The sequence below is a fragment of the Kitasatospora sp. NPDC056138 genome (assembly GCF_042264695.1).
Taxonomy (GTDB): domain Bacteria; phylum Actinomycetota; class Actinomycetes; order Streptomycetales; family Streptomycetaceae; genus Kitasatospora.
On the sequence record NZ_JBHJVK010000052.1, the window covers coordinates 35511 to 55472 of the forward strand.

Here is a 19962-nt window from a genome sequence, read left to right on the forward strand (position 1 = left end):
TCGTCGACGGCGTCGAGTACCGCTAGCGAGTGAGCAGGAAGCACTGGTGCTGCGACCATGACGGCAGCACCTTGGGTTACATGGTGGAGGACGCGGCCTGTCCCGGAACGACGCTCGTCGTGGAGACCGGTCGGCCGGCGGTTCTCGAACCGAACATGGTGCCAGCTGAGGTCGTCCTGCCGCACGAAGTCGCCGCAGGCATCCGGGCCGCGCGGTCGAACGGCTGGACGCCCAGCTCCAACGGTTCGCCGTTCAAGCTGCACCTTTCCGCTGTCTGACCGGGCTGGACCGCAAGGGGCGCGGCAACGCGGGCGGGCAACCGGTCTCCCGCGGGATCCGAGCGTGGCGGGGCCTGGCCATGTGCTACGACCTACGACGAGACGCCCGGCGGGCTCGGAGATCAGCGCCTGCCTCAACGGCTTCCACCGGCTGCACCGCCGCTACGAGCGCAAGGCCGACCACTACGCTTCGCCGCCTTCGCCGTCATGCACGACTCACCTGGGAAAACCCCTCATCCGACCACAACCTCGACGCCGGCCGCCAGCATGCTGGCGATGATCTGATCCGCCAGTGCGTCGTGGCAGATCAGCAGGTCCATCGGTGGGTCGCCCTTCATGACGATCTGATAGCCGCTGCTCGTCCGCTCGAGTTGCCAGTCGTCCCGCCTGGTGGTCCACGTGTCCTCGTAGCAGGCGAGGTCCGGCGCACGGATGCCGGCCGCGGCATGCACGCCGGTCCTGGGCGGTAGCTCGGTCTGGAACGAGACCCCGGGTAGATAGCCGCCCGGCACGGCGGTCTGGAGGCGGAGCTCAGGGTATCGGTCGTCTCCGAGTGCCTCCAGCACCTCGGCCGCCGGGTAGCCGAACAGGTCGATGTCGTCGAGGACGACGGGGACGGCGGCCGGGCCGCGCCACGCCGGCCCCAGCGCGCCACGTCCAACCGCGCCCCGGCCAGGAATCGGCCGTCGCGGGTGCCCGGCCCGGCTCAACACGACGTTCGCCAACAGCAGGTCGCCAGGTTTCAGGTCGTGCCAGTCGCCCCCCGCGCAGGCGGTCAGCTCAAGGTCGCCCCACTGGACGGTGAAAATCCACGGTGCGTCGAGGACCCTCGGATCCCGGACCTGGCCGAGGCTGGCCAAGGTCTTCTGCGTGGCGGCATCGTCCATGCCGAAGCGGAGCGTTCCCGCACCGTCCGGCAGAAGGACTCCGATCCCTGGCAGCAGTTCGAACATCCGCTGATCGTGGCGGCTCACGGCACATCGCCGCAACCGAGTTCGCGGCCGGTGTGCGCGTCGCGGACTACGGCCCGTTTTCCCATGGCCGATTGCCCGCCGCACCGTGGTGGACCTGGAGTCCGGCGTGCTCGGACCCTGGCGCCACGGCGTCCTCTTCCTCACGGCTGACATCACCTGATCAGCAGCGGCCTTGCACCCGGTTCGGCTACGGACAGCACCATTGGCGATGGCCTCTGGACTTGTTGAACACCCTGTGCTCCCCCTCCAAGTGCGGTGCGCAGCTGTGCAGGCCCTCATTCCACGACGCCCACCAACCGGCATCGAGCCTGACTACTGCCGCCTCCATGGCGTCGCCCAACTACCCTGCATGGCAAGCACCGTGGGCTGCGATCAGGTCTCGGTACCAGGCGTACGACGCCTTCGGGGTGCGCACCTGCGTCTCGAAGTCGACGTGGACGAGGCCGAACCTTTGATGGAACCCCTCAGCCCGTCGAACACCCTGTCACTGTACTCGGACGGCGGGGCTCGGCCCGCTCTGCCTTCCGACGATCCACCGGCCCCGGTTCGGAGCACCGCCGGAGCACGCTTCGGGCGGCCGACGAATATCGGACAGGCATTGATGGTGGAAGCTGGTTTGGCCAGGTAGACGCCGTGAGATGCGGTCGAACGGTTGTGTGCTGTCTGAAGCGTAGGGGGCGCTTTGGCGATCGAGCTGCCTGACGAGGTGGTGTCGTTCCTGTCGTTCATCGGGATCAACTGGCCCACCGTGAATGAGGACAGAGTTCGCGAGTTCGCTTCGCACGTACGGGAGTTCGCCGACAACGTCGATGCAGCCCATCGCGACTCCACCGGTACGGTCCAGCGACTGGGCGAGGCCTACCAGGGCGCGTCGTACGAGACCCTGGCCGCCAAGTGGGCGCAGATGTCGGACTCTCACATGAACGAGCCGGTCCAGGCCTGCCACGTCGTCGCCACCGCTCTCGACGCGGCGGCCGACGTCATCGTAGCGATGAAACTGGAGACGATCGCCGAGCTCGTGGTGATGGCCGCCGCGTTCGTGGCCGACCAAGCGGCAGCGGTGGCCACCCCCGGGGCCGCGGAGGCCGCAGTGGTGGCGATCGAGGTGGCTGCGCGAAAGCTCGTCAACTACCTGGAACAGCAGTTGGAGCAGTACATCATCGCCCAGGTGATCGAAGCGGCGATCGACCCGCTGGTGGCGGTGGTGAGCCGCGCCGTGAGCGGCTTGGTGTATGAGGCAGCCGAGGCGACGCTCGGTGTGTCCGGGGACACCGGCGGCGCCGGCCGCGGGTTCCGGATCGATCCGGATGCGCTGGAAGCGCACGCGGAGATCATGCACCGGCAGGCCGAGACGGTCGCCAACCACGCCGAGGTGTTCCGGTCGAGGATTGCAGGGGTGAGCTTCGAGTGAGCAATCAGATCGTCAGGGCCCTGGAGCACGGGGCGCAGAAGCTGGGCAAGACGCTGGCCGAGGATGCCGGCACGGCTGTGAAGGGCCTGTATCGCAAGACCGGCGACAACCTGAGGAAGGTTGCCAGGAACACCCGTGAGGTGGATGCCAAGCACGCGGAGGAGCTGACCAAGCTCCACCGGCGCGGCAACGGCAGCGAGTCCGGCCTCTCGCACAGCGGCGGTGGCGGCAGGCACTCCGGCCCCCCGGCCGGCACCGGGCGTTCCGGGAATCCGCAGTCGCCCCGGCTCCGTGACGGCGCGAGCGAACCGCGGAAGACGGCGGTCCCGCCGTCGAAGCGCACCTGCCGCAGCGACCCGATCGATGTCGCCTCGGGAGAGATGCTGCTTCAGCATGAGGACGTGAACCTTCCCGGGACACTGCCACTGGTACTCGGCCGGACCCATCTGTCGACGTACCGCTACGGCGGTTGGTTCGGCCCGTCCTGGGCGTCGACGCTGGACCAGCGGGTCGAGCTCGACGGCAACGGCGTCGTGTTCGCCACCGAGGACGGGATGCTGTTGGTGTACCCCGTGCCGACGCCTGGTGAGCGGACGCTTCCCGTCGAGGGTCCCCGGTTCCCGTTGGAGTGGGATCAGCAGGCCGGTACCGAGATCCGGATCAGCGACCCGGTCCGCGGCCTGACCTGGCACTTCGACCAGCTCGTAGGGGTCGACGGCGGACCGCACGGGACCAGCTCCCGCGTGCCGTTGGGAGCGATCACCGACCGCAACGGCAACCGGATCGACGTCGACTACTCCGAGCGGGTGTGCCGGTCGAGGTTCGGCACAGCGGCGGCTATCGGATCGCGATCGACTCCGCGGGCGGCCGGATCACCGGACTGCGCCTGCTCGGCGCAGCCGGTGACGAGCCCGCGGGTGTGCGGCTGGCCGGGTTCCAGTACGACGGCAACCACAACCTCTCGGGTGTCCTCGACGCCGCCGACGCACCGCTGCGCTTCACCTACGACGAGGCGGGGCGGATCACCTCCTGGACCGACCGCAACCAGCACCGCTACCGCTACCTCTACGACCGCGCGGGCCGGTGTGTGCAGACCCGCGGCGACGGCGGCTTCCTGGACGCGGTGTTCGCCTACGACGGCGATCGCAGGACCACCACCGTTCGCGACTCGCTGGGTCACGTGACGGTCTACCAGCTGAACGATCTGGGTCAGGTCACCACCGAGACCGATGCCCTCGGCGGCGTCACCTCCTCCGTGTGGAACCGCCATGACCTGCTGCTCTCCCGCACCGACGCGCTGGGGCGGACGACGTGCTACGACTACGACGCCGACGGCAACCCGGCCGCCGTGACGCTGGCCGACGGTACGGTCACCTCGGTCGTCCACAACGACCTGCGGCAGCCGGTCCAGGTCGTCGAGCCCGACGGCTCGGTGTGGCGCTATGAGTACGACGAGCACGGCAACCTGCTGGCCCTCGCCGATCCGGCGGGTGCGGAGACCCGCTACGCCTACGGCGAGTTCGGTCAGCTGGCCGCCATCAGCGACGCGACGGGCCGGACCACGGCGTTCGAGACCGACGCCGCCGGCCTGGTCGTCTCGATCACCGACGCCGACGGGTCCGTCAGCACCTGCGTCCGCGACGCGTTCGGCAACCCGCAGACCCTCACCGACCCGCTCGGCGGCGTCATCACCTGCGGCTGGACCGTCGACGGTCGGCCTGCCTGGCGAACGTCCCCCGAGGGCCGTACCGAGTGGTGGAAGTACGACGCCGAGGGCAACCTCCTCGAACACATCGACGAGACAGGCGCCTCGGAGCGCTTCGAGTACACGTTCTTCAACCGGGTCTCTGCCCGAACCGGAGCTGACGGAGCCCGGTATGAGTTCGAGTACGACACCGAGCTCAGGGTGCTCGGAGTCACCAATCCCCATGGCCTGCGATGGAGTTACGAGTACGACGCGATCGGGCGGCTGGTGTCCGAGCAGGACTTCAACGGACGGACCGTGCGGTACAAGGTCGATGCGGTCGGCGAGCTCGTCGCCCGGACGAACGGCGCGGGCCAGACCGTCCGGTACCGCCGGGACGCCCTCGGTCGCACGCTGGAGCAGGACGCCCACGGCGTGCTCACCACGTTCTCCTACGATCCGGCCGGTCGGCTGCTGCACAGCTCCAGGCCCGGCGTCGAGCTGTCCATCGAATACGACGCGGCGAAGCGACCGGTGGCGGAGACCTGTAACGGCCTGACGCTGGCGCACGGTTACGATCGGCTGGGCAGGCGGACCGCTCGCCGTACGCCGGACGGCGCTGAGAGCTCTTGGTCCTACGGCCCGAACGGACAGATCGAGGCCCTGACGGTCGGCCAGCGCTCGCTGAGCTTCGGATACGACCGGGCAGGCCGCGAGGTGTCACGCCGACTCGGTGCCCTGTCCCTGCACCAGGCATGGGACGGCGCGGACCGGCTCGTCGAGCAGCGCGTCAGCGTCACGATCGACCCGTCACCGCAGGCGCTGCAGCGCAGGACCTTCGGCTACCGGTCGGACGGATACCTCACGAGCATCACCGACAGCCGCAGCGGTTCCCGGAGCTTCTCGCTGGACCCGGCCGGCCGGGTCACCTCAGTCACCGGCGAGAACTGGCGCGAGGCCTATGCCTACGACGGCGCCGGCAACCTGGCCGCCGCCGACTGGCCGAACTCCGATCCGACCCGGTCGGCTGCCGTCGGCGACCGGAGCTACACCGGTGCTCTGCTCCAGCGCGCCGGACGCGTCGGTTACGAGTACGACGGGCAGGGCCGGCTGATCCGCCAGACCCGGCGACTGCTGTCCGGCGGAAGCAGGGTCTGGCAGTACGAATGGGACGCCGACGACCGTCTGATCGCGCTTACCACTCCTCACGGGGACGTCTGGCGCTACCTGTACGACCCCTTCGGCCGGCGGGTGGCCAAGGTCCGGATGACGCCGGACGGCACGGGTGTGGTCGAGCGGACCGTCTTCGTCTGGGATGGCGACGTCCTCGCGGAGCAGGCCCGTACCGACCTGCAGACCGGCACCGTGCAGGTCACCACCTGGGACTGGGACCAGGACCATCACCGGGTGCTCACCCAGACGGTCAGCCTGCGGGACGCCTCGCAGGATGAGGTGGACCGGCGGTTCTACGCCATCGTGACAGACATGGTCGGTACCCCGACCGAGCTCGTCGACGAGCAGGGAACGATCGCCTGGCGTGCCCGGACGACCCTGTGGGGCGACGTCCCGGCCGCTCAGGAGGACGCGGCGGACTGCCCGCTGCGCTTCCCGGGCCAGTACCTGGACCGCGAGAGCGACCTGCACTACAACCTCTACCGCTACTACGACCCGCAGACGGCCCGTTACCTGAGCCCCGATCCGCTCGGTCTGGAGCCCGCCCCCGACCCGTACGCGTACGTTGGCAACCCGCTGGCCGAGACCGACCCGCTGGGACTGGCGAAGAAGCCCAAGTGCGAGATCATCATCCGCTACGGCAGTGAGGCCGAGGCCAAGCAGTCCCTGGCCGCCAACGACGGCAAGGGCGGGCTCGTCCCGAAATTCAGGCCGCACGAGAGGCAACCGAAGTGGATCGCGCGTGGGGACGCCGATCTCAGCGCCGGGAACCTCGGCCAGGCCAAGCACTACACGCACAAGATGGAGTTCCGATGCAAGCCCGGGACGTACGACTGGCTCAAGCAGTGGGAGACCAAGCCCACCAACGAGCCCGGCCGCTTCGAGCTGCCCGCAGGCGAGATCGAACGCTTCAACAAGCGTGTCGAGGAGACCACCGTCACAAAGGTCGAGCGCGGCAACGCCGGCAAGCGCAGGCGGCGGTGATGCCGACGGCGCTACAGCCGATGATGGTGTGGCCGTGGTGACTCGAGGAGGATGCACACAATGACGCAGCAGACTGCGCGCCTGCGGTTCAGAGCCGCCCTGTTCGCGCTCGGTGATCTCTGGGAGTCCGGCCCCGAGCAGCTCGGCGCCGAGGTCGCGGCAGGGCTGCTCGCCTTCGGCCTGGAGACGACCGCGGTGGCGGCGGCGGCCGAACAGCTCGTCGTGTCGGTCGAGGAGGACGCCTTCGGACGACGGAACCTCGGGCTCGCCCTGAGGGACTACGACGTACGCCTGGCGGAGATCGTCTGGCTCGCAGACGGCGTCGAGATCCCGGAGCAGGTGAAACAGCAGTGGCCGGACCTGTCCCAGGAGGAATGGGACTGCGCGCTCCGAGCGGCCAAACTGGTGCTGTCCGCGCTGGGATCGCCCTCGATCCGGAACGGCCAGGCGGTCCCGAATCCCGCGCGGGCCCAGTTCCGGGCCGCGCTGTCGGCCGTGGGCGACCGCCCGGAAACAGCCCGGGAGGAGCTCGCCGGCAACGTGACGGGTGGGTTGCTGGTCTTCGGATCGGAGACCCCTGACAACCTTGCCGTTGCCGAGCAGCTCGACGTCTCGGTCGAGCAGGACGGCAATGGTTGGAACGTCGGTCTCTGCGTGAAACGGTCGGGACTCCGCCTGTCGCGCCTCCTGAGGAGTGCGCTCGGCAGCCCGCTGCCGCAGCAGATGCTGGAGGACCTCCCGGACCTCATCCAGGAGGACTGGGACACCGTGCTCACGGTGACCACGGCGGTCCTGACAGCACTCGAGTCCGATCCGGTCCCCGGCAGCCTCGGCTGAGTCGCTCTGCGAACGACGTGCTGCAACTGCCGGGTCGCGTCCAGTTCGGGGGGGAGTGTCCCAGTGCGGCCAGGATCTCCGTCTACTGTCTTGCCGCGACAGACAGACGGGAATGGAGCCACCCCGTTCACTCACTGTGGAGTTTGCGTCGTCTCCAGGAACGGCGGCCGGCCTAGCCGGCCTACCTCCTCTGCCGCGCACGGTGAGCCGCGATCAGGTCGCGGTACCGAGCGTAGGAGGCCTTGGGGGTGCGGACCTGGGTGTCGAAGTCGACGTGGACGAGGCCGAAGCGCTGGTGATAGCCCTCGGCCCGTCGAACAGACTGTCATGGTAGCCGCGACCGTCTGCAGCCCCACTACCGCCGGGCAACCTGCGCCTCGCAGTGTCCCCAGCAGCAATGTGAAGCAGAGGCTCCCACTGCCGCCTGCGCGGTGGACCTGACCCCCTTGCCTTCCAGTCGCCCGGCGATGTTGATCTCAGCCTGCCGTGCGCTGAACGGAACGCGTTGTCCGTGCAGAAGGCCAGGCCTCGCGTGAGCTGATCTGCGACGTGTGGTCCCCAGGCCGCCCCAGAACCGCTTCCAGCGCGGGCACCTTCAGCTCGTCCAGGGCGTGGGCGTAGTGCGCCACCGCCTGCTGGAGTTCGGCGATCACGAGACCACCGTCAGCACGATCTTGCCTTGGATGTGGCCCTGCGCGGCTCGCGTGTGTGCGCTGCCCGCCTCGGGCAGCGGGTAGGTGCTGTCCACCCCGACCTGCAGCTTGCCCTCGTCGAACAAGCGCCCGATCTCGGCGAGCTGGGGGCCGTTGGAACGCACCTGAATGTTCGAGACTGTGATGCCCAGACTCGCCGTCTCTTCCGGATCGTACTGGGCGAAGAACACCGGAAGCATGGTGCCGCCGCGCTTGAGCACAGTCAGGAAGCGTGAGCTGTCCGGGCCACCGACGGCGTCGATCACCAGGTCGACACCGCTGACCACGTCCGCAGCCTGCGTCCTGGTGTAGTCGATGAACTCATCGGCGCCGAGCTTGCGCAGGAACTGCTCGTGCCGCCCGGAGGCCACCGCGATGACGTGTGCCCCCTTCCATTTCGCCAGCTGCACCGCGAAGTGACCCACTCCACCGGCAGCACCGTTGACCAACACGGTCATCCCTGGCGTGATCGGCACCGGCTGGTGCACTCGACCGGTGAAAACTGACGGCACGTCGTGGCCGAGATCCACCAGGTACTGCCAGGCCGTAAGCACGGCCATCGGCGCCCCGGCCGCCTGCACGTGGTCGATACCGGCCGGCTTGTGAGCCAGGTCCGAAGCCGGTGCGGCCACGTACTCGGCGTAGGTCCGGCCGTCGAATCCGGGGAACCGCAGCATGCCGAAGACCTCGTCACCGACGGCGAACCCCAACACGTCCGGAGCGACCGCCTGGACCACGCCCGACATGTCCGTTCCGGGGACCAGAGGGAACTCCAGGGCCGGCCTCATCTCGGCCGGCATGACCTTCATCCCCTCACGCAGGTACCAGTCCGGCGGGTTGATGCCCGCTGCGTGCACCCGGACGAGCACTTCGCCCGGGCCGATCTCGGGAACCGGCACCTCGTCATACTGCAAAACCTCGGGCCCGCCCGCTTCATGGAACTGGATCGCCTTCATCGCGTCTGTCGCCTTCTTGGGGAAACGTTGCTCCTTGAGTCAACGCCCACCGCGGCATCGCCGTCCAAGACCAATCCGGCAACCTGCTCATTCCGAAACGGCATGACGCGTACGCTGCAAGGATGAACGATCTCGGACAGGACCTGGAACTGCGGTTGGTGCGCTACTTCACCGTGGTCGCGGCGCACCAGCACTTCGGCCGGGCCGCCGCCGACTTGCACGTGGCCCAGCCTGCGCTGAGTCGCCAGATCCAACGGCTCGAGAAGTATCTCGGCACACGACTGCTGGACCGCGTACCCCAGGGCACCCGGCTCACTCCGGCAGGCCAGAGGTTCCTCCCCCGGGCCCAAGCCCTGCTGCAGGCCGCGCGCCAGGCCGAACTGGCCGTGCGCGGACAAGCCGAGATCGAACGAATCACCATCGGCTACGTTGAAGACCTGGTGATCACTGCCGCCGTGGGGGAACTGCGCCGCCGTTACCCGGACGCCGAGATCACCACCCGGTACCTGAGCTGCCGCGACGTCGGGGCGCTGTCCGACAAGCACGTCGACGCCCTGATCGCGCGGGCCCCGCTGCCGCTCGCCGCCGACGTCCTCACCACCCCCCTGTACGAGGAGCCCCGGATGCTCGTGGTCCCACGCGGCCATCCCTTGGCCGACCGCCCATCGGTGACCTCGGAAGAACTGGCCGGCGAGGAGGCGGCGCCATGCCCGTTCGAGACCACGGACTGGACTTCCTACCGGATCCTCGGGGCCGACGTGCCGCCGATCGAGAGCTACGAGGACAAGCTCGAACTCGTCGCGAGTGGCAGGGCGATCGCCGTGCTACCGGTCGGCGATCGGCGTAGCTCACTGCGCCCCAACCTCGTCACCATCCCGATCGAGGGCGCTCCTTCCAGCCAGGTCGTCCTGGTCAGCCGCAAGGGCGACCCGAATCCGATGATCAGGAATCTCCGGCTGGTGGCCAAGGCCGTCCTGACCGCCCCGGCAGCCTGACCGGGCTCGCCTTCTCCTACAGCAAGGCGATGCGCGAGGGCCAGGAGGTGCGCATCCTGCGCAAGGACCTGGCCCACCTGGTGCCGTGGATGCCGTCGCTGGAGCAGACCCTCGCCGACATCGCCCAGGACGCCCCGCACTGGGACTTCACGGTGTTCCAGCCCAGGGCCGATGGCATGGCCACCGCCAAGGTGGCGCTACGGAGTGGCCCGCCTGGTCGAAGAAGCAGGCCCGCGCCGCCCCCAAGACGACGCGGCCACCGGGCCCGGCACGCTCGTTTGACCGGATAGGTGAGTCAGCGCCGCGTATCGCCGGGCGCGAGGAGGCCGGTCAGCTCCGAGATCGCCTCGGGAGAGGGCTTGAAGTAGCGGATCGCCCTCCCCCGGGGCTGGTTCGCCGAGCTGACCAACAAGCAGATACGGCGAGGCGTCCACCGATCCGTGCAGGCCCTGGCGGGTCGTTTCGGGGAATCGCGTTGGGTCGGGGGTTCGGCGGGCGGAGGCCGGCGTCGGGGTACGGAGTTCCCCGATGAACCGCCAGGTGACGCTGCCGGATCGTCAGGGCCGGACCGGGAGGTTGGCCTCCCATCCGTCGAGGAGCCGTTCGAGTCCCACTTCGAACCCGCGCTCGGCGCTGTCGGCCGCGTGGGGAAGCTCGGCATCACGAATGACCCGGGCGAGGAGTGGATGGTGCCCGCTCTTGACGACTTTGTCGAGGTAGGGCGCATGGGCGTCCATCCATTGCCGAATGCCGACTCCGGAGCGTCGGACGGCTTCCTGTTGGGCGAGCTCGCCGATGGCGTAGCCGCGGACGAAGGCCTGCAGCGCAGACCCTCGCCGACTACCCCACGACCTGGCTCAAGGACAAGCAACTCACCCTCAAGCCCACCACCTACGTCCGCTACCGCGACTACGTCAAGAACGACCTCATCCCAGCCCTTGGCCATGTGCGGCTCAACGACCTCGGCCACTCACACATCGCCGCCTTCACCCATGAACCTGCGACCCCTTGCCCCCCAGCCGCAGTGCCTACCTTCACGGCTGGACCGACATCACGGACTCATGGCAGGACGGCTCGTTGGCCAGGCGGACTGCAGACGCCTTCACACGGAAGTCCCGAGGTGCGGGCTGACCCTGCCTTGATCGTGCTACCGATGATGCGCTGGCTGAGCGGCGGATCCCTGACCTCCGTTCAGGACCCAGGGATCCGCCGCCTGCCTCTGCAGCCGAGCCGCGTGGGCCTTCGGCGGGAAGCCGGATGGTGTCGCGCAGGGCCTTGACCAGGATGGGCTGAGCACATGCTCCTGCAGGGCGAAGACATGATCGTCGGCCGGGGCGGCCGTCGTGGGCGGGTCGGTTACCAGGGCAGCGGGCCCTTGGCGTCGGTGTAGGTGCCGGTGGGACCGTCCGGGGTGAGGCTGGCCATGCGGACGATGATCTCGGCACCCTGTTCGACGGTCTGGATGCCGGTGTTGCCGTTGAGGTCCGTCTTGGTGAAGCCGGGCTCGACGGCGTTGATGCGCATGTTCGGGAACGCCTTGGCGTACTGCACGGTGACCATGTTGACGGCGGCCTTGGAGGCCGGGTAGGCGACGCCGGGGTACACGTAGGTGGGGGTGTCGGCGGTGGTGACGCGGGTGAGCGAGGCCAGGCCGCTGCTGAGGTTGACGACGACGGGGGCGGCGGAGCGCTGCAGCAGCGGGAGGAACGCGTGGGTGACGCGTACCGTGCCGAAGACGTTGGTTTCGAACGTGCTCCGCATCAGGTCGGCGGTGACGTCCGCGGCACCGATGATGCCGTTGTCCTTGGCCCGCTCCTCCACGCCGGCGTTGTTGACCAGCACGTCAAGGCCGCCGTCGGCCTCGACGGTCTTCGCTGCTGCGGCGACCGAGGCGTCGTCGGTGATGTCGATGACGACCAGCCGCGCGCCCAACTGCTCGGCGGCGCGACGCCCGCGCTCGGGGTCCCGGCTGCCGATGTACACGGTGTGGCCTGCGGCGATGAGTTGACGGGCGGTCTCGAAGCCGAGCCCCTTGTTCGCTCCGGTGATCAGTGTTGTGGTCATGCCTCCACGATGCTGCGCGGCGATGCCGTCAGCCAGGCGTCCGGTCTTCCTGGGACTGCCAGTACCAGGCACCCGCGGGTGGGGCGGTGCACAGTGGTGGCATGGCGACCACGGAGTTCGGGCAGACGGTGCGGCGCTGGCGTGACCGGGTCCCGCCGGAGGCGGCCGGCCTGCCGGTGGGCGGCCATCGGCGCGCGGCCGGACTGCGCCGGGAGGAGCTGGCGCTGCTGGCCGGGATCTCGGTCGACTATGTCACCCGCCTCGAACAGGGCCGGGCGACCAACCCGTCGGAGCAGGTCGTCGAGGCGCTGGGGCGGGCGCTGCGACTGAACGCGGAGGAGCGTGAGCATCTGTTCCGGGTCGCCGGGCTGGTAGCGCCGGGAATCGGCACGGTGCCCGCCTACATCACGCCTAGCGTGCAACGGATGCTGGACCGGCTGACCGGCACACCCGTCGCGGTCTCCGACGCGGCGTGGACGCTGCTGCTGGCCAATCCGCTCTACACCGCGCTGATGGGTGAACGGCACGGCAAGGAGCGCAACGGGGCGTGGCGGAACTTCCTCGGCTCGGGCAGCCGGGTCCGCCACACGCCGGAGTCCCGGCGGGCGTTGGAGACCGCGGTCGTCTCCGACCTGCGGGCGACGGCGAGCCGCTACCCGGCGGATCTGCGGCTGCGGCGTCTGATCGCTGATCTGCGCGGCAACAGCGAGCGGTTCGCCAAGCTGTGGGACTCCGGCGCGGTGGGACACCAGGAGGCCTCGCGCAAGACCATCGACCACCCGCAGGTGGGATCGCTGACGCTGGACTGCGACGTGCTCAGCGTCGCGGGCAGCGATCTGCGGATCATGGTCTACACGGCCGAACCCGGCACCGAGGACGCCGAACGGCTGGCGCTGCTGTCGGTGATCGGCACGCAGGCACTGGTGAAAGTCGCCGGCGAGGGCGTCGGGTGAAACCGCCGCAGCGGGTCGGCTCAGCTGTCGAGCTCGGCGGCGCGGCGGGCGAAGACGGCCTCGCGGCGTTCGGCGGTCCGGCCCGCACCCCGCGGACACTTGACCGCGCCCGGCGAGCAGTTGCCGTCGACGTCACTCCGACGGGTGGCGCTGCAATCCGCACAGGAGCAGTTCGACCAGGCGCCGGGGATCGTACTGCGGGTCTCCGCCTCCGATGCACAGGTTGCCGATGCCGCGCATCAGTTCATAGGGATGGGTGCCCGCCCTGATCTCCCCCGCCTCGACCGCGGCGTCGAGCAGCCGCGCGCAGACCGGCAGCAGACGGTCGAGGAAGTAGCGGTGCAGTGCGGCAAAGCCGCTGCTGTCCGACTGCATCGCGTCGGCCAGCCCGTGTTTGGTGACCAGGAAGTCAACGAACAGGTCGATCCACTGGCGCAGCGCGATGAACGGGGAGTCGGCGTCGGCCAGCAGCACCGACCCCGCCTCCGCGCACTCCTCGATCTGGTGGCGGAATACGGCCGTGACGAGATCGGCCCGGGTCGGGAAGTGTCGGTAGATCGTTCCCGTCCCTACACCCGCCTTGGCCGCGATCTGGCGGATCGGCGCGTCGACGCCGGAGGCCACGAACACCTCGGCGGCGGCCGCGAGCAGCGCCTGTTGATTGCGCAGCGCGTCGGCCCGCTTGCTCCGGGCCGACACCCTCCCCGTGGAGCTCTCGCTGGACACGGCTCTCCCTCCGACACCCGTTGACAAAGCGGAACGATGTTCCGGATAGTAAACGGGACAGCGTTCCGCTTCAGGTTAGCCGAAGCGGGGCGCAGCTGCCCTTGCCCGCCGCCACCCGATCGGGGCCGGCCGCGGCACCCATCGCAGTAAGGAGAACCGCTCGTCATGAGCGCATCCGCCCACACCGCACCTGTCCCCGTCCTGTCGTACAGCCCCGTGGTCCTGCCCGTACCCGGACGTCCCGTGGACCTCCAGGTACGCGTCTCCGCTCCCGAGTCCGGAACCGGCCTTCCCGTCATTCTGTTCTCCCACGGTCACGGCCCGTCGAACAACCTCTCCTCGCTGAACGGCTACGCGCCGCTCGCCAACGCCTGGGCGGCACAGGGATTCGTCGTCGTCCAGCCCACCCACCTCACCTCCCGGACACTGAGCCACCTGGTCGCCGACGCCGCCGGTGCACCGGACTTCTGGCGCTCCCGTGCCGAGGACATGAGCCACATCCTCGACCGGCTCGACGTGATCGAGCGCACCGTGCCGCGGCTCGCGGGACGGATCGACCACACCAAGGTCGCCCTCGCCGGACACTCCCTCGGCGGCTTCACCGCAGCCCTGCTCCTGGGCGCCGGACTCAACGACCCCGACACCGGGAACGTGGTGCACCTGGTCGAGCCGCGGATCAAGGCGGGCGTACTCCTCGCCGCGCCCGGCAGGGGTGGCGACGTCCTCAACGGGCCCATGGCCCAGCACTGGCCGATCATCGGGGCCGTCGACTTCTCCACCATGGCCGCTCCCACCCTGGTCGTCGCAGGCGACAAGGACGACCCCCGGCACTTCACCGACGCGGGCCCGGATTGGCATGCCGACCCCTACACCCTTGCCCCCGGCCCCAAGTCCCTGCTCACCCTGTTCGGGGCGAAGCACGGACTCGGCGGGATCGCCGGATACGACGCCGCCGAGACCACCGACGAGAACCCCGAACGGGTTGCCGCCGTCGGGCGACTCACCGCGGCCTACCTCCACAGCCGCCTCCACCCCGGCGACCCGGCCTGGCAGGCCGCATGTGAGGCGCTGGGAACCGATCCCGACCCGATCGGACGAGTCGAAGCAAAGTAGACCGCCCGGACGCACGGCGCGGGGGTCACACCGGGCGCAGATGGCCCCGCGCAACCCCCGGCACAGGCAACTCCGGCTTCCTTGCCGGTATCACGCGCGCCTGACGGTCGGCCAGGTCATCGACCGGATCGCCGTCCTCGCCGGACTGCACCCGGGCCCGACACCGACACCGCCCCCGGTGGGCGAGCCTGCGCCGGGCCCGGGTGGGGATCCGTCACATCCGATTCGACCGCGGGCGCGCCGGGAGGCACGGGACCCGTTGCCCTGTCTTTTGCGCAGTGTCCGGGGTACGGCTGCCGCAGGCTGCGCCGTACGGATGGCCTCTCGGCCGTTACCGAGAAGCCGTACATCCCACCGCAACCAAAGCCCAACTACCTTGGCTTGCGGACTCGATGATTGGAAATCATGTCGCGGTACCAGGCGTACGAGGCCTTCGGGGTGCGCTTCTGCGTCTCGAAGTCGACGTGGACCAGGCCGAAGCGCTGGCGGTAGCCCTCAGCCCATCGAACGGGGTGTCATTCTATCCAGCCGTACGACGGGAGCATCCGAGAGCTCTCATCCAATGCGCCAACGCCCTTAGTTTTAAGGGCTGTCCCGTAATTGATCTTTGAATGAATGATCGGCCTCTGCCGATGGTGGTCGAGCTCTCTCACGCTGCCTAAAGGAGGTTGTGGAGGCGGGCGATGCCGAGCATGGCGTGGTGGACGCCGTCGCCTCTGAGGCAGCAGTCGCGCAGGATCTTCCAGGTCGTCATGCGGGCGAAGACGTGCTCGACTCGCGCTCGGACTTCTTGTGGTCGCCGTTGTGCTCGGTCTGCCACTCGGCGAGTTCGCCGCCCTTGGGCCGACGGTGCGGGATGACCAGCCCGGTTCCGGGGTAGCCGCCGTCGGCGATCGTGGTTGTCTTGCCGACGGCGGCTTTGGCGCCGGATTCCGCCCAGGCCTTGCAGTCGTTGCGGTTGTCCGGGAGGGGTTTGCCGATCGGGACGACCAGGCAGGTGTGGGCGTCGATGACGACCCTGGTGGTTGGGGGATCGCATTGCGCTTCCCCGAGTCCAGCGGCAACGAGGCGGACAACGGCAGCTGCGCCCCCATGGTCACTGCCAATGGCGCCGATGTGGCCGCGCCAGGCGACAGCACCGTAGGCCGGGCCCCGGTGATGGATCAGAACGGCAAGCAGGCGGAGGTCACCATCTGCGGCGACAAGATCCTCATGAGCCCGCCCTCCGCCCGGTAGCAACCAGGGTTGGGGCCACCTGACCCGGCCTCGGCAGCGGCGTGCCGACCCAGCCGACCGCCGTTCACCGAGTGACGAGTCATGACCCTGGGTGGCCGGCTTGTCGGGCAGGGCAGGAACAAGCACATCATGTCCGCCGTCGGGGTGCCGCTTACGGTTCGTCATCTTCGTTCAGGCAGCGCGACGGGTGGCAGTGCACATCGCCGGCGAGACCCGGCAGAGATCACGACTCCTGGGGCAGCGTCCAGGCCGGGGAATCGGCGGGCGGTGGCGGGACGATACGCCAGGTGCTGCGGTCGGGGTACTCCTCCCAGTACGGCACCGTGGTGCCGTCGTTGCTGCCGTCGGTGTAGTAGAGGCCGTGCGCCCAGTACTCGGGCTCCTCGTGGCACATCAGGTCGGGGTAGGGGCCGAACTTCCGGTGACCCCAGGCGCGGTTCACCCGGGCCACGGCCTCGGCCCGGGAGATGCCGAAGGACTGGAGCACGTCGGCGATCTCGGAGAAGAACTCCAGCATCTCCTCGTCCGCGTCCATGAGGAACACGTTCACCGTCGGTGGTGCCTTCCTGCGTAGCCGTTGGACAGCAGGTCGATGCCCGGCTGCTGGTAGAACGCTATCTGATGGCCGCGGAGCCGCATCGGGGTGTTGTTGTCCGCCTGCCACGGGCGGAGGTTGAGCAGCATCTTGCCCTCGACGTTGTCGTAGCTGTGCATCTGCCTGCCGTAGCGGTCGTTGCGGTGGTGGGCGATGAAGTCGGCGAGCTCCTGTTCGTTGTTGAACCGCTTCCCGTTCAGGGCCTCCAGCTCGGAACGGGAGATCTGGAAGTGCATCACCGCCGGGCCGCCCTGGTCCGGGTAACGCTCGTGCTGGGTGTTGGCCCAGTCGTGCGCCTGCTTGGGGTTGTCGGTGAGGTAGAAGCCGCCGTGGCCGAAGTCCATCGGACGGGGCTTGTGCTGCGGGTTGATGCCGTTCTGCTCGACGCTGGAGGCACCGGCGTGCGTGGTGCCGTGGTACAGGTCGATCATGTCCGGGTCGAGGCCCAGCGGGTCCGTGATCCGGCGCGGGTCGTGCACGTAGCCGTACGGATTGGGGCCGCCGGCGAGGCCGAGCGGGTCGGAGCTGAGATAGCGGGCGGTGGCCGGGTCGTAGTACCGGAAGACGTTGTAGTGCAGTCCGGTCTCGGCGTCGTGGTACTGCCCGGGGAAGCGCAGCGGGCAGTCGATGTCCTCGATCCCGCCGGGCAGCGGGCTGCCCCACCGCGTGGTGCGCTGCTGCCAGCTCACCGTGCCGTGCTCGTCGACCAGTTCGGTCGGGGTGCCGACCAGGTCGGTGACGATGGCGTGGAAGCGCCGGTCGATCTCGTGCTGGGGGGCGTCGGCGGCGGGTAGCAGCCAGTCGGTCTGGGTGAGCGGGCGCTGGCCGGTGAGGGTCCACTCCCAGGCGGTGACCTGCTGCCCGGGCCGGTCGGCGCGGGTGCGGACCTGCTCGACCAGCCGTTCGTTGGCCCAGGTGAAGACCGTCTCGTCGAGCACGGTGACCCGGTCGGCGGCCAGCAGCTGCTTGGCCCGCCGCCGGCCGAACGGGTCGTAGCGGTACCGCGCGAGGGTGCCGTCGGGGAGGGCGACCGAGGTGAGCTGGTCGTGCGAGTCCCAGGTGTACTGCCAGCTGAGTTCGCCGACGGTCAGCACCCGACCGGCGCCATCGTAGGTGAACCGGGTGACCCGGCCGTCGGCGTGCAGTTCGACGGTGCGGCCCCGGGCGTCGCGGACGTACTCGACCCGCTGCCCGGCGGCGTTGGTGCGCGCGGTGAGCGCGCCGGTCAGGTCCCGCTCATAGCGGATGGTGCGGCCGGCGAAGTCGGTCTCCTCGACCACGCCGCCGGTCGGGTCGTGCCGGTAGGTCCAGCGGGCGCCGGTCGGGTTGGTGACGGCGACCAGCCGCAACTGCCCGTCGTACTCGAAGGTGTAGCGGTCGCCGTCCGCGCCGGTGCGGGCGGTGAGCTTGCCGAACGGCCCGTACTCGGCGCGGGTGACGCCGCCGCTGGGGTCGCGGTACGCGACCACCCGGCCCTCGGCGTCGTGGGTCCACTCGTGCCTGCCGCCGTCCGGATCCTGCCGCCAGGCCGGGCGGCCCTCCAGGGTCCAGCCGAAGGAGGTGGTGTTGCCGAGCGCGTCGGTGACCGTGCTGAGCCGCCCGAACGCGTCGCGGGTGCTGTGGCTGGCGGCCCCGGTGGAGTCGGTCAGCGAGGTGGTCAGGCCGGCTGCGTCGAAAGCCACCCGGCTGGTGTTCCCCAGTGCGTCGGTCACCGCGACGGGCCGGCCGTGGTCGTCGACGGTGTACGCGGTGCGGGCGCCCATTGGGTCGACGGTGGCGGTGGTGTTGCCCTGCTCGTCGTACTCGTAGCGCCACTGGGCGCCGTCCATCGCGGTCAGCTCGGTGACCTGGTGGCGCTCGTTGTAGCTGGCGCTGCTGGTGGTGCCGTCCGGCAGCATGGACACCGCGAGGTTGCCGTCCGCGTCGTAGCTGAATGTGCTGGTACGGCCGAGCGGGTCGGTGCGGGACAGCAGGGCGCCGTAGCGGTCCCACTCGAAGGTGGCGACGGCGCCGTGCGGGGAGGTCTCGCGCGCCAGCCGGCCCGCCTCGTCGAACTGGTAGACGGTCCGGTCGCCGACCGCGTCTGTCATCGTGGTGACGCCCTGCTCGGTGTCGTAGGCGAACACCGCGTCCAGGTAGCCGCCGTCGCCGCGAGTCTGCACACAGCGCCCGGCCCGGTCGTAGACGTAGCGGTAGCGGTGGCCGACCCGGTCGGTCCAGCCGGTGAGCCGGCCGGAGCCGTCGTAGGTGAGGCTCATGGCGAGCCGGGAGGAGTCGGTGACTGTCGCCAGGTGGCCGTTGCCGTCGTAGCCGAGCCGGACCAGCTCGACCGGCTCGCCCTCGGCCCCGTCGCGGGGCAGCAGGCCGAGCGCGGTGATCCGGCTGCCCTCGGTGGTGACCCCGATCCGGTAGCCGCCGCTGTGCCGCACCTCAACCGGGACGCCGCCGCTGCCGTACACCACCTCCACGCGGTGCCCGTTGCGGTCGGTGATGGCGTGCAGCGGCAGTTGCAGGGTGCCGGCTGCCCAGGCGTGCGGCCCAGGACCCTCCGCGGGCTCGGCGAAGTGCCGGGTGAGGCCGGTGCGCGGGTCGGTAATCCGCATCCCGCCGCCCGGAGTGGCGTCCCAGTGCAGCGGCCAGCGCGGCCCCTCGACCGGCAGCACGGCACCGCCTGGCTCGGGCACTGGGTAGCTCAGCAGCATGCCGTCCTCGGCGGCGAACAGCACGCCCTCGTCGTCGAGTTCGACCCGCTGGTCCAACGTGGACGCCCAACTCGGGCCGTACCAGCCGCCGAGCCGGTAGCTGGACAGGTGGGTGCAGGAGAGCACCAGCGGCAGCGCGGCGTCGAGGCCGACGTCGGTCTGCGGGAACAGCACGTCGCCGGTGGCGATGTCCACCGGGTCGCTCTTGGTCGGACGGGCCGTCAGCGGCTTACCCTGCACCTTGGGCTTGGTGTTGTTGGGCCGCATGGCCGGCGGCCGGGGCACCGGCCCGGGTTTGGGCGGGCCGGGTCGCTGGCCGGGCTTGGGCCCGCCGCCGGGCGGGCCGGGCTTCGGCGCGGTCGGCTTCGGGGCGGAGCTGTGCGGCTTCGCGAGATGCTCGACCTGCTCGGCCTCGGTCTTGGCGGCGTTCTTGGAGACCTGCTCGGTGCCGTGGGCCATCTGACGGACGGCACCGGCGTACGACTTGTCCCCGTCCGACCAACCCGCAGCTGAACCACTGGCGATGGGCTGCGGATTTGTCGAACGCCCTGTCCTCTGCGCAGTTTCTCGGATACAGCTGCCACTGGCC

At 69.6% G+C, this 19962-nt stretch carries 17 protein-coding genes and 5 pseudogenes; 10 read left to right on the forward strand and 12 right to left on the reverse strand.

Annotation, left to right across the window (positions count from 1 at the left end; all coding sequences use genetic code 11):
- Positions 1-80 precede the first annotated feature (80 nt).
- Positions 81-278, forward strand: a complete 198-nt coding sequence (locus ACFC1R_RS27160) for a hypothetical protein (RefSeq protein WP_375942908.1) — start codon at positions 81-83, stop codon at positions 276-278.
- Between the two features lie 233 nt (positions 279-511).
- Here ACFC1R_RS27160 and ACFC1R_RS27165 read toward each other — a convergent pair whose 3' ends face one another.
- On the reverse strand, positions 512-1231 hold the full coding sequence (locus tag ACFC1R_RS27165; protein ID WP_375942910.1) for a hypothetical protein: 720 nt from the start codon (positions 1229-1231) through the stop codon (positions 512-514).
- Positions 1232-1592: 361 nt separating this feature from the next.
- A pseudogene (locus ACFC1R_RS27170) lies at positions 1593-1721 on the reverse strand (family 1 glycosylhydrolase); the annotation flags it as partial.
- A gap of 213 nt (positions 1722-1934) precedes the next feature.
- On the opposite strand from ACFC1R_RS27170, the gene ACFC1R_RS27175 reads away from it, so the two are divergent.
- The 4 genes and pseudogenes from ACFC1R_RS27175 (at position 1935) to ACFC1R_RS27190 (ending at position 7341) form a co-directional block, all read left to right on the forward strand.
- On the forward strand, positions 1935-2663 hold the full coding sequence (locus ACFC1R_RS27175) for a WXG100 family type VII secretion target (RefSeq protein ID WP_375942911.1): 729 nt from the start codon (positions 1935-1937) through the stop codon (positions 2661-2663).
- Between the two features lie 380 nt (positions 2664-3043).
- Positions 3044-3172, forward strand: a pseudogene (locus ACFC1R_RS27180) (DUF6531 domain-containing protein); the annotation flags it as partial.
- A gap of 299 nt (positions 3173-3471) precedes the next feature.
- Entirely contained in the window at positions 3472-6504 is a 3033-nt protein-coding gene (locus ACFC1R_RS27185) for an RHS repeat-associated core domain-containing protein (protein ID WP_375942913.1), read from the forward strand.
- Between the two features lie 60 nt (positions 6505-6564).
- Positions 6565-7341 carry a hypothetical protein gene (locus tag ACFC1R_RS27190; RefSeq protein WP_375942915.1) on the forward strand — a complete coding sequence of 259 codons (777 nt, stop codon included), beginning with the start codon at positions 6565-6567 and terminating at the stop codon, positions 7339-7341.
- Positions 7342-7522: 181 nt separating this feature from the next.
- Here the strand turns inward: ACFC1R_RS27190 and ACFC1R_RS27195 are convergent.
- The 3 genes and pseudogenes from ACFC1R_RS27195 to ACFC1R_RS27205 all read right to left on the reverse strand — a co-directional run.
- Positions 7523-7651 (reverse strand): annotated as a pseudogene (locus tag ACFC1R_RS27195) (family 1 glycosylhydrolase); the annotation flags it as partial.
- Positions 7652-7817: 166 nt separating this feature from the next.
- A complete protein-coding gene (locus tag ACFC1R_RS27200; RefSeq protein ID WP_375942917.1) occupies positions 7818-7994 on the reverse strand; it encodes a hypothetical protein in 177 nt (58 codons plus the stop codon).
- Entirely contained in the window at positions 7991-8989 is a 999-nt protein-coding gene (locus ACFC1R_RS27205) for an NADP-dependent oxidoreductase (RefSeq protein WP_375942919.1), read from the reverse strand. The genes ACFC1R_RS27200 and ACFC1R_RS27205 overlap by 4 nt, the downstream gene beginning before the upstream one ends.
- A gap of 122 nt (positions 8990-9111) precedes the next feature.
- Between ACFC1R_RS27205 and ACFC1R_RS27210 the strand changes: the two genes are divergently transcribed.
- Both ACFC1R_RS27210 and ACFC1R_RS27215 read left to right on the forward strand, forming a co-directional pair.
- Positions 9112-9984, forward strand: coding sequence for a LysR family transcriptional regulator (locus tag ACFC1R_RS27210; protein WP_375942921.1), 873 nt, complete (start codon positions 9112-9114; stop codon positions 9982-9984).
- 29 nt (positions 9985-10013) lie between these two features.
- The gene (locus ACFC1R_RS27215; RefSeq protein WP_375942923.1) at positions 10014-10274 is read left to right on the forward strand and encodes a hypothetical protein; all 261 of its coding nucleotides are present in this window, start codon (positions 10014-10016) and stop codon (positions 10272-10274) included.
- 267 nt (positions 10275-10541) lie between these two features.
- Here ACFC1R_RS27215 and ACFC1R_RS27220 read toward each other — a convergent pair whose 3' ends face one another.
- The gene (locus tag ACFC1R_RS27220; RefSeq protein WP_375942957.1) at positions 10542-10808 is read right to left on the reverse strand and encodes a TetR/AcrR family transcriptional regulator C-terminal domain-containing protein; all 267 of its coding nucleotides are present in this window, start codon (positions 10806-10808) and stop codon (positions 10542-10544) included.
- Between ACFC1R_RS27220 and ACFC1R_RS27225 the strand changes: the two genes are divergently transcribed.
- Positions 10724-11263: an N-terminal phage integrase SAM-like domain-containing protein gene (locus ACFC1R_RS27225; protein ID WP_375942958.1), complete on the forward strand. Its 540-nt coding sequence runs from the start codon at positions 10724-10726 to the stop codon at positions 11261-11263. The two genes, ACFC1R_RS27220 and ACFC1R_RS27225, sit on opposite strands and share 85 nt — an antisense overlap.
- Positions 11264-11340: 77 nt before the next feature.
- Here the strand turns inward: ACFC1R_RS27225 and ACFC1R_RS27230 are convergent, their stop codons facing one another.
- Positions 11341-12048, reverse strand: a complete 708-nt coding sequence (locus ACFC1R_RS27230) for an SDR family oxidoreductase (protein WP_375942925.1) — start codon at positions 12046-12048, stop codon at positions 11341-11343.
- Positions 12049-12149: 101 nt separating this feature from the next.
- Here ACFC1R_RS27230 and ACFC1R_RS27235 point away from each other — a divergent pair, with 101 nt between their 5' ends.
- Complete coding sequence (locus tag ACFC1R_RS27235) at positions 12150-13001, forward strand: helix-turn-helix transcriptional regulator (protein ID WP_375942927.1); 852 nt, start codon at positions 12150-12152, stop codon at positions 12999-13001.
- A gap of 132 nt (positions 13002-13133) precedes the next feature.
- Here ACFC1R_RS27235 and ACFC1R_RS27240 read toward each other — a convergent pair whose 3' ends face one another.
- Positions 13134-13727 (reverse strand): TetR/AcrR family transcriptional regulator, encoded by a 594-nt coding sequence (locus tag ACFC1R_RS27240; protein WP_375942929.1) that lies wholly within the window; start codon positions 13725-13727, stop codon positions 13134-13136.
- A gap of 165 nt (positions 13728-13892) precedes the next feature.
- Here ACFC1R_RS27240 and ACFC1R_RS27245 point away from each other — a divergent pair, with 165 nt between their 5' ends.
- The gene (locus tag ACFC1R_RS27245; protein WP_375942931.1) at positions 13893-14840 is read left to right on the forward strand and encodes an alpha/beta hydrolase family protein; all 948 of its coding nucleotides are present in this window, start codon (positions 13893-13895) and stop codon (positions 14838-14840) included.
- Positions 14841-15211: 371 nt separating this feature from the next.
- Here ACFC1R_RS27245 and ACFC1R_RS27250 read toward each other — a convergent pair.
- From ACFC1R_RS27250 to ACFC1R_RS27265, 4 genes and pseudogenes are all read right to left on the reverse strand, one after another.
- A pseudogene (locus ACFC1R_RS27250) lies at positions 15212-15343 on the reverse strand (family 1 glycosylhydrolase); the annotation flags it as partial.
- Positions 15344-15498: 155 nt separating this feature from the next.
- A pseudogene (locus tag ACFC1R_RS27255) lies at positions 15499-15860 on the reverse strand (transposase); the annotation flags it as partial.
- Between the two features lie 439 nt (positions 15861-16299).
- Positions 16300-16626 carry a hypothetical protein gene (locus ACFC1R_RS27260; RefSeq protein ID WP_375942933.1) on the reverse strand — a complete coding sequence of 109 codons (327 nt, stop codon included), beginning with the start codon at positions 16624-16626 and terminating at the stop codon, positions 16300-16302.
- A complete protein-coding gene (locus ACFC1R_RS27265) occupies positions 16623-19832 on the reverse strand; it encodes an RHS repeat-associated core domain-containing protein (RefSeq protein WP_375942935.1) in 3210 nt (1069 codons plus the stop codon). Before ACFC1R_RS27265 ends, ACFC1R_RS27260 begins: the two co-directional genes overlap by 4 nt.
- Positions 19833-19962: the final 130 nt, after the last annotated feature.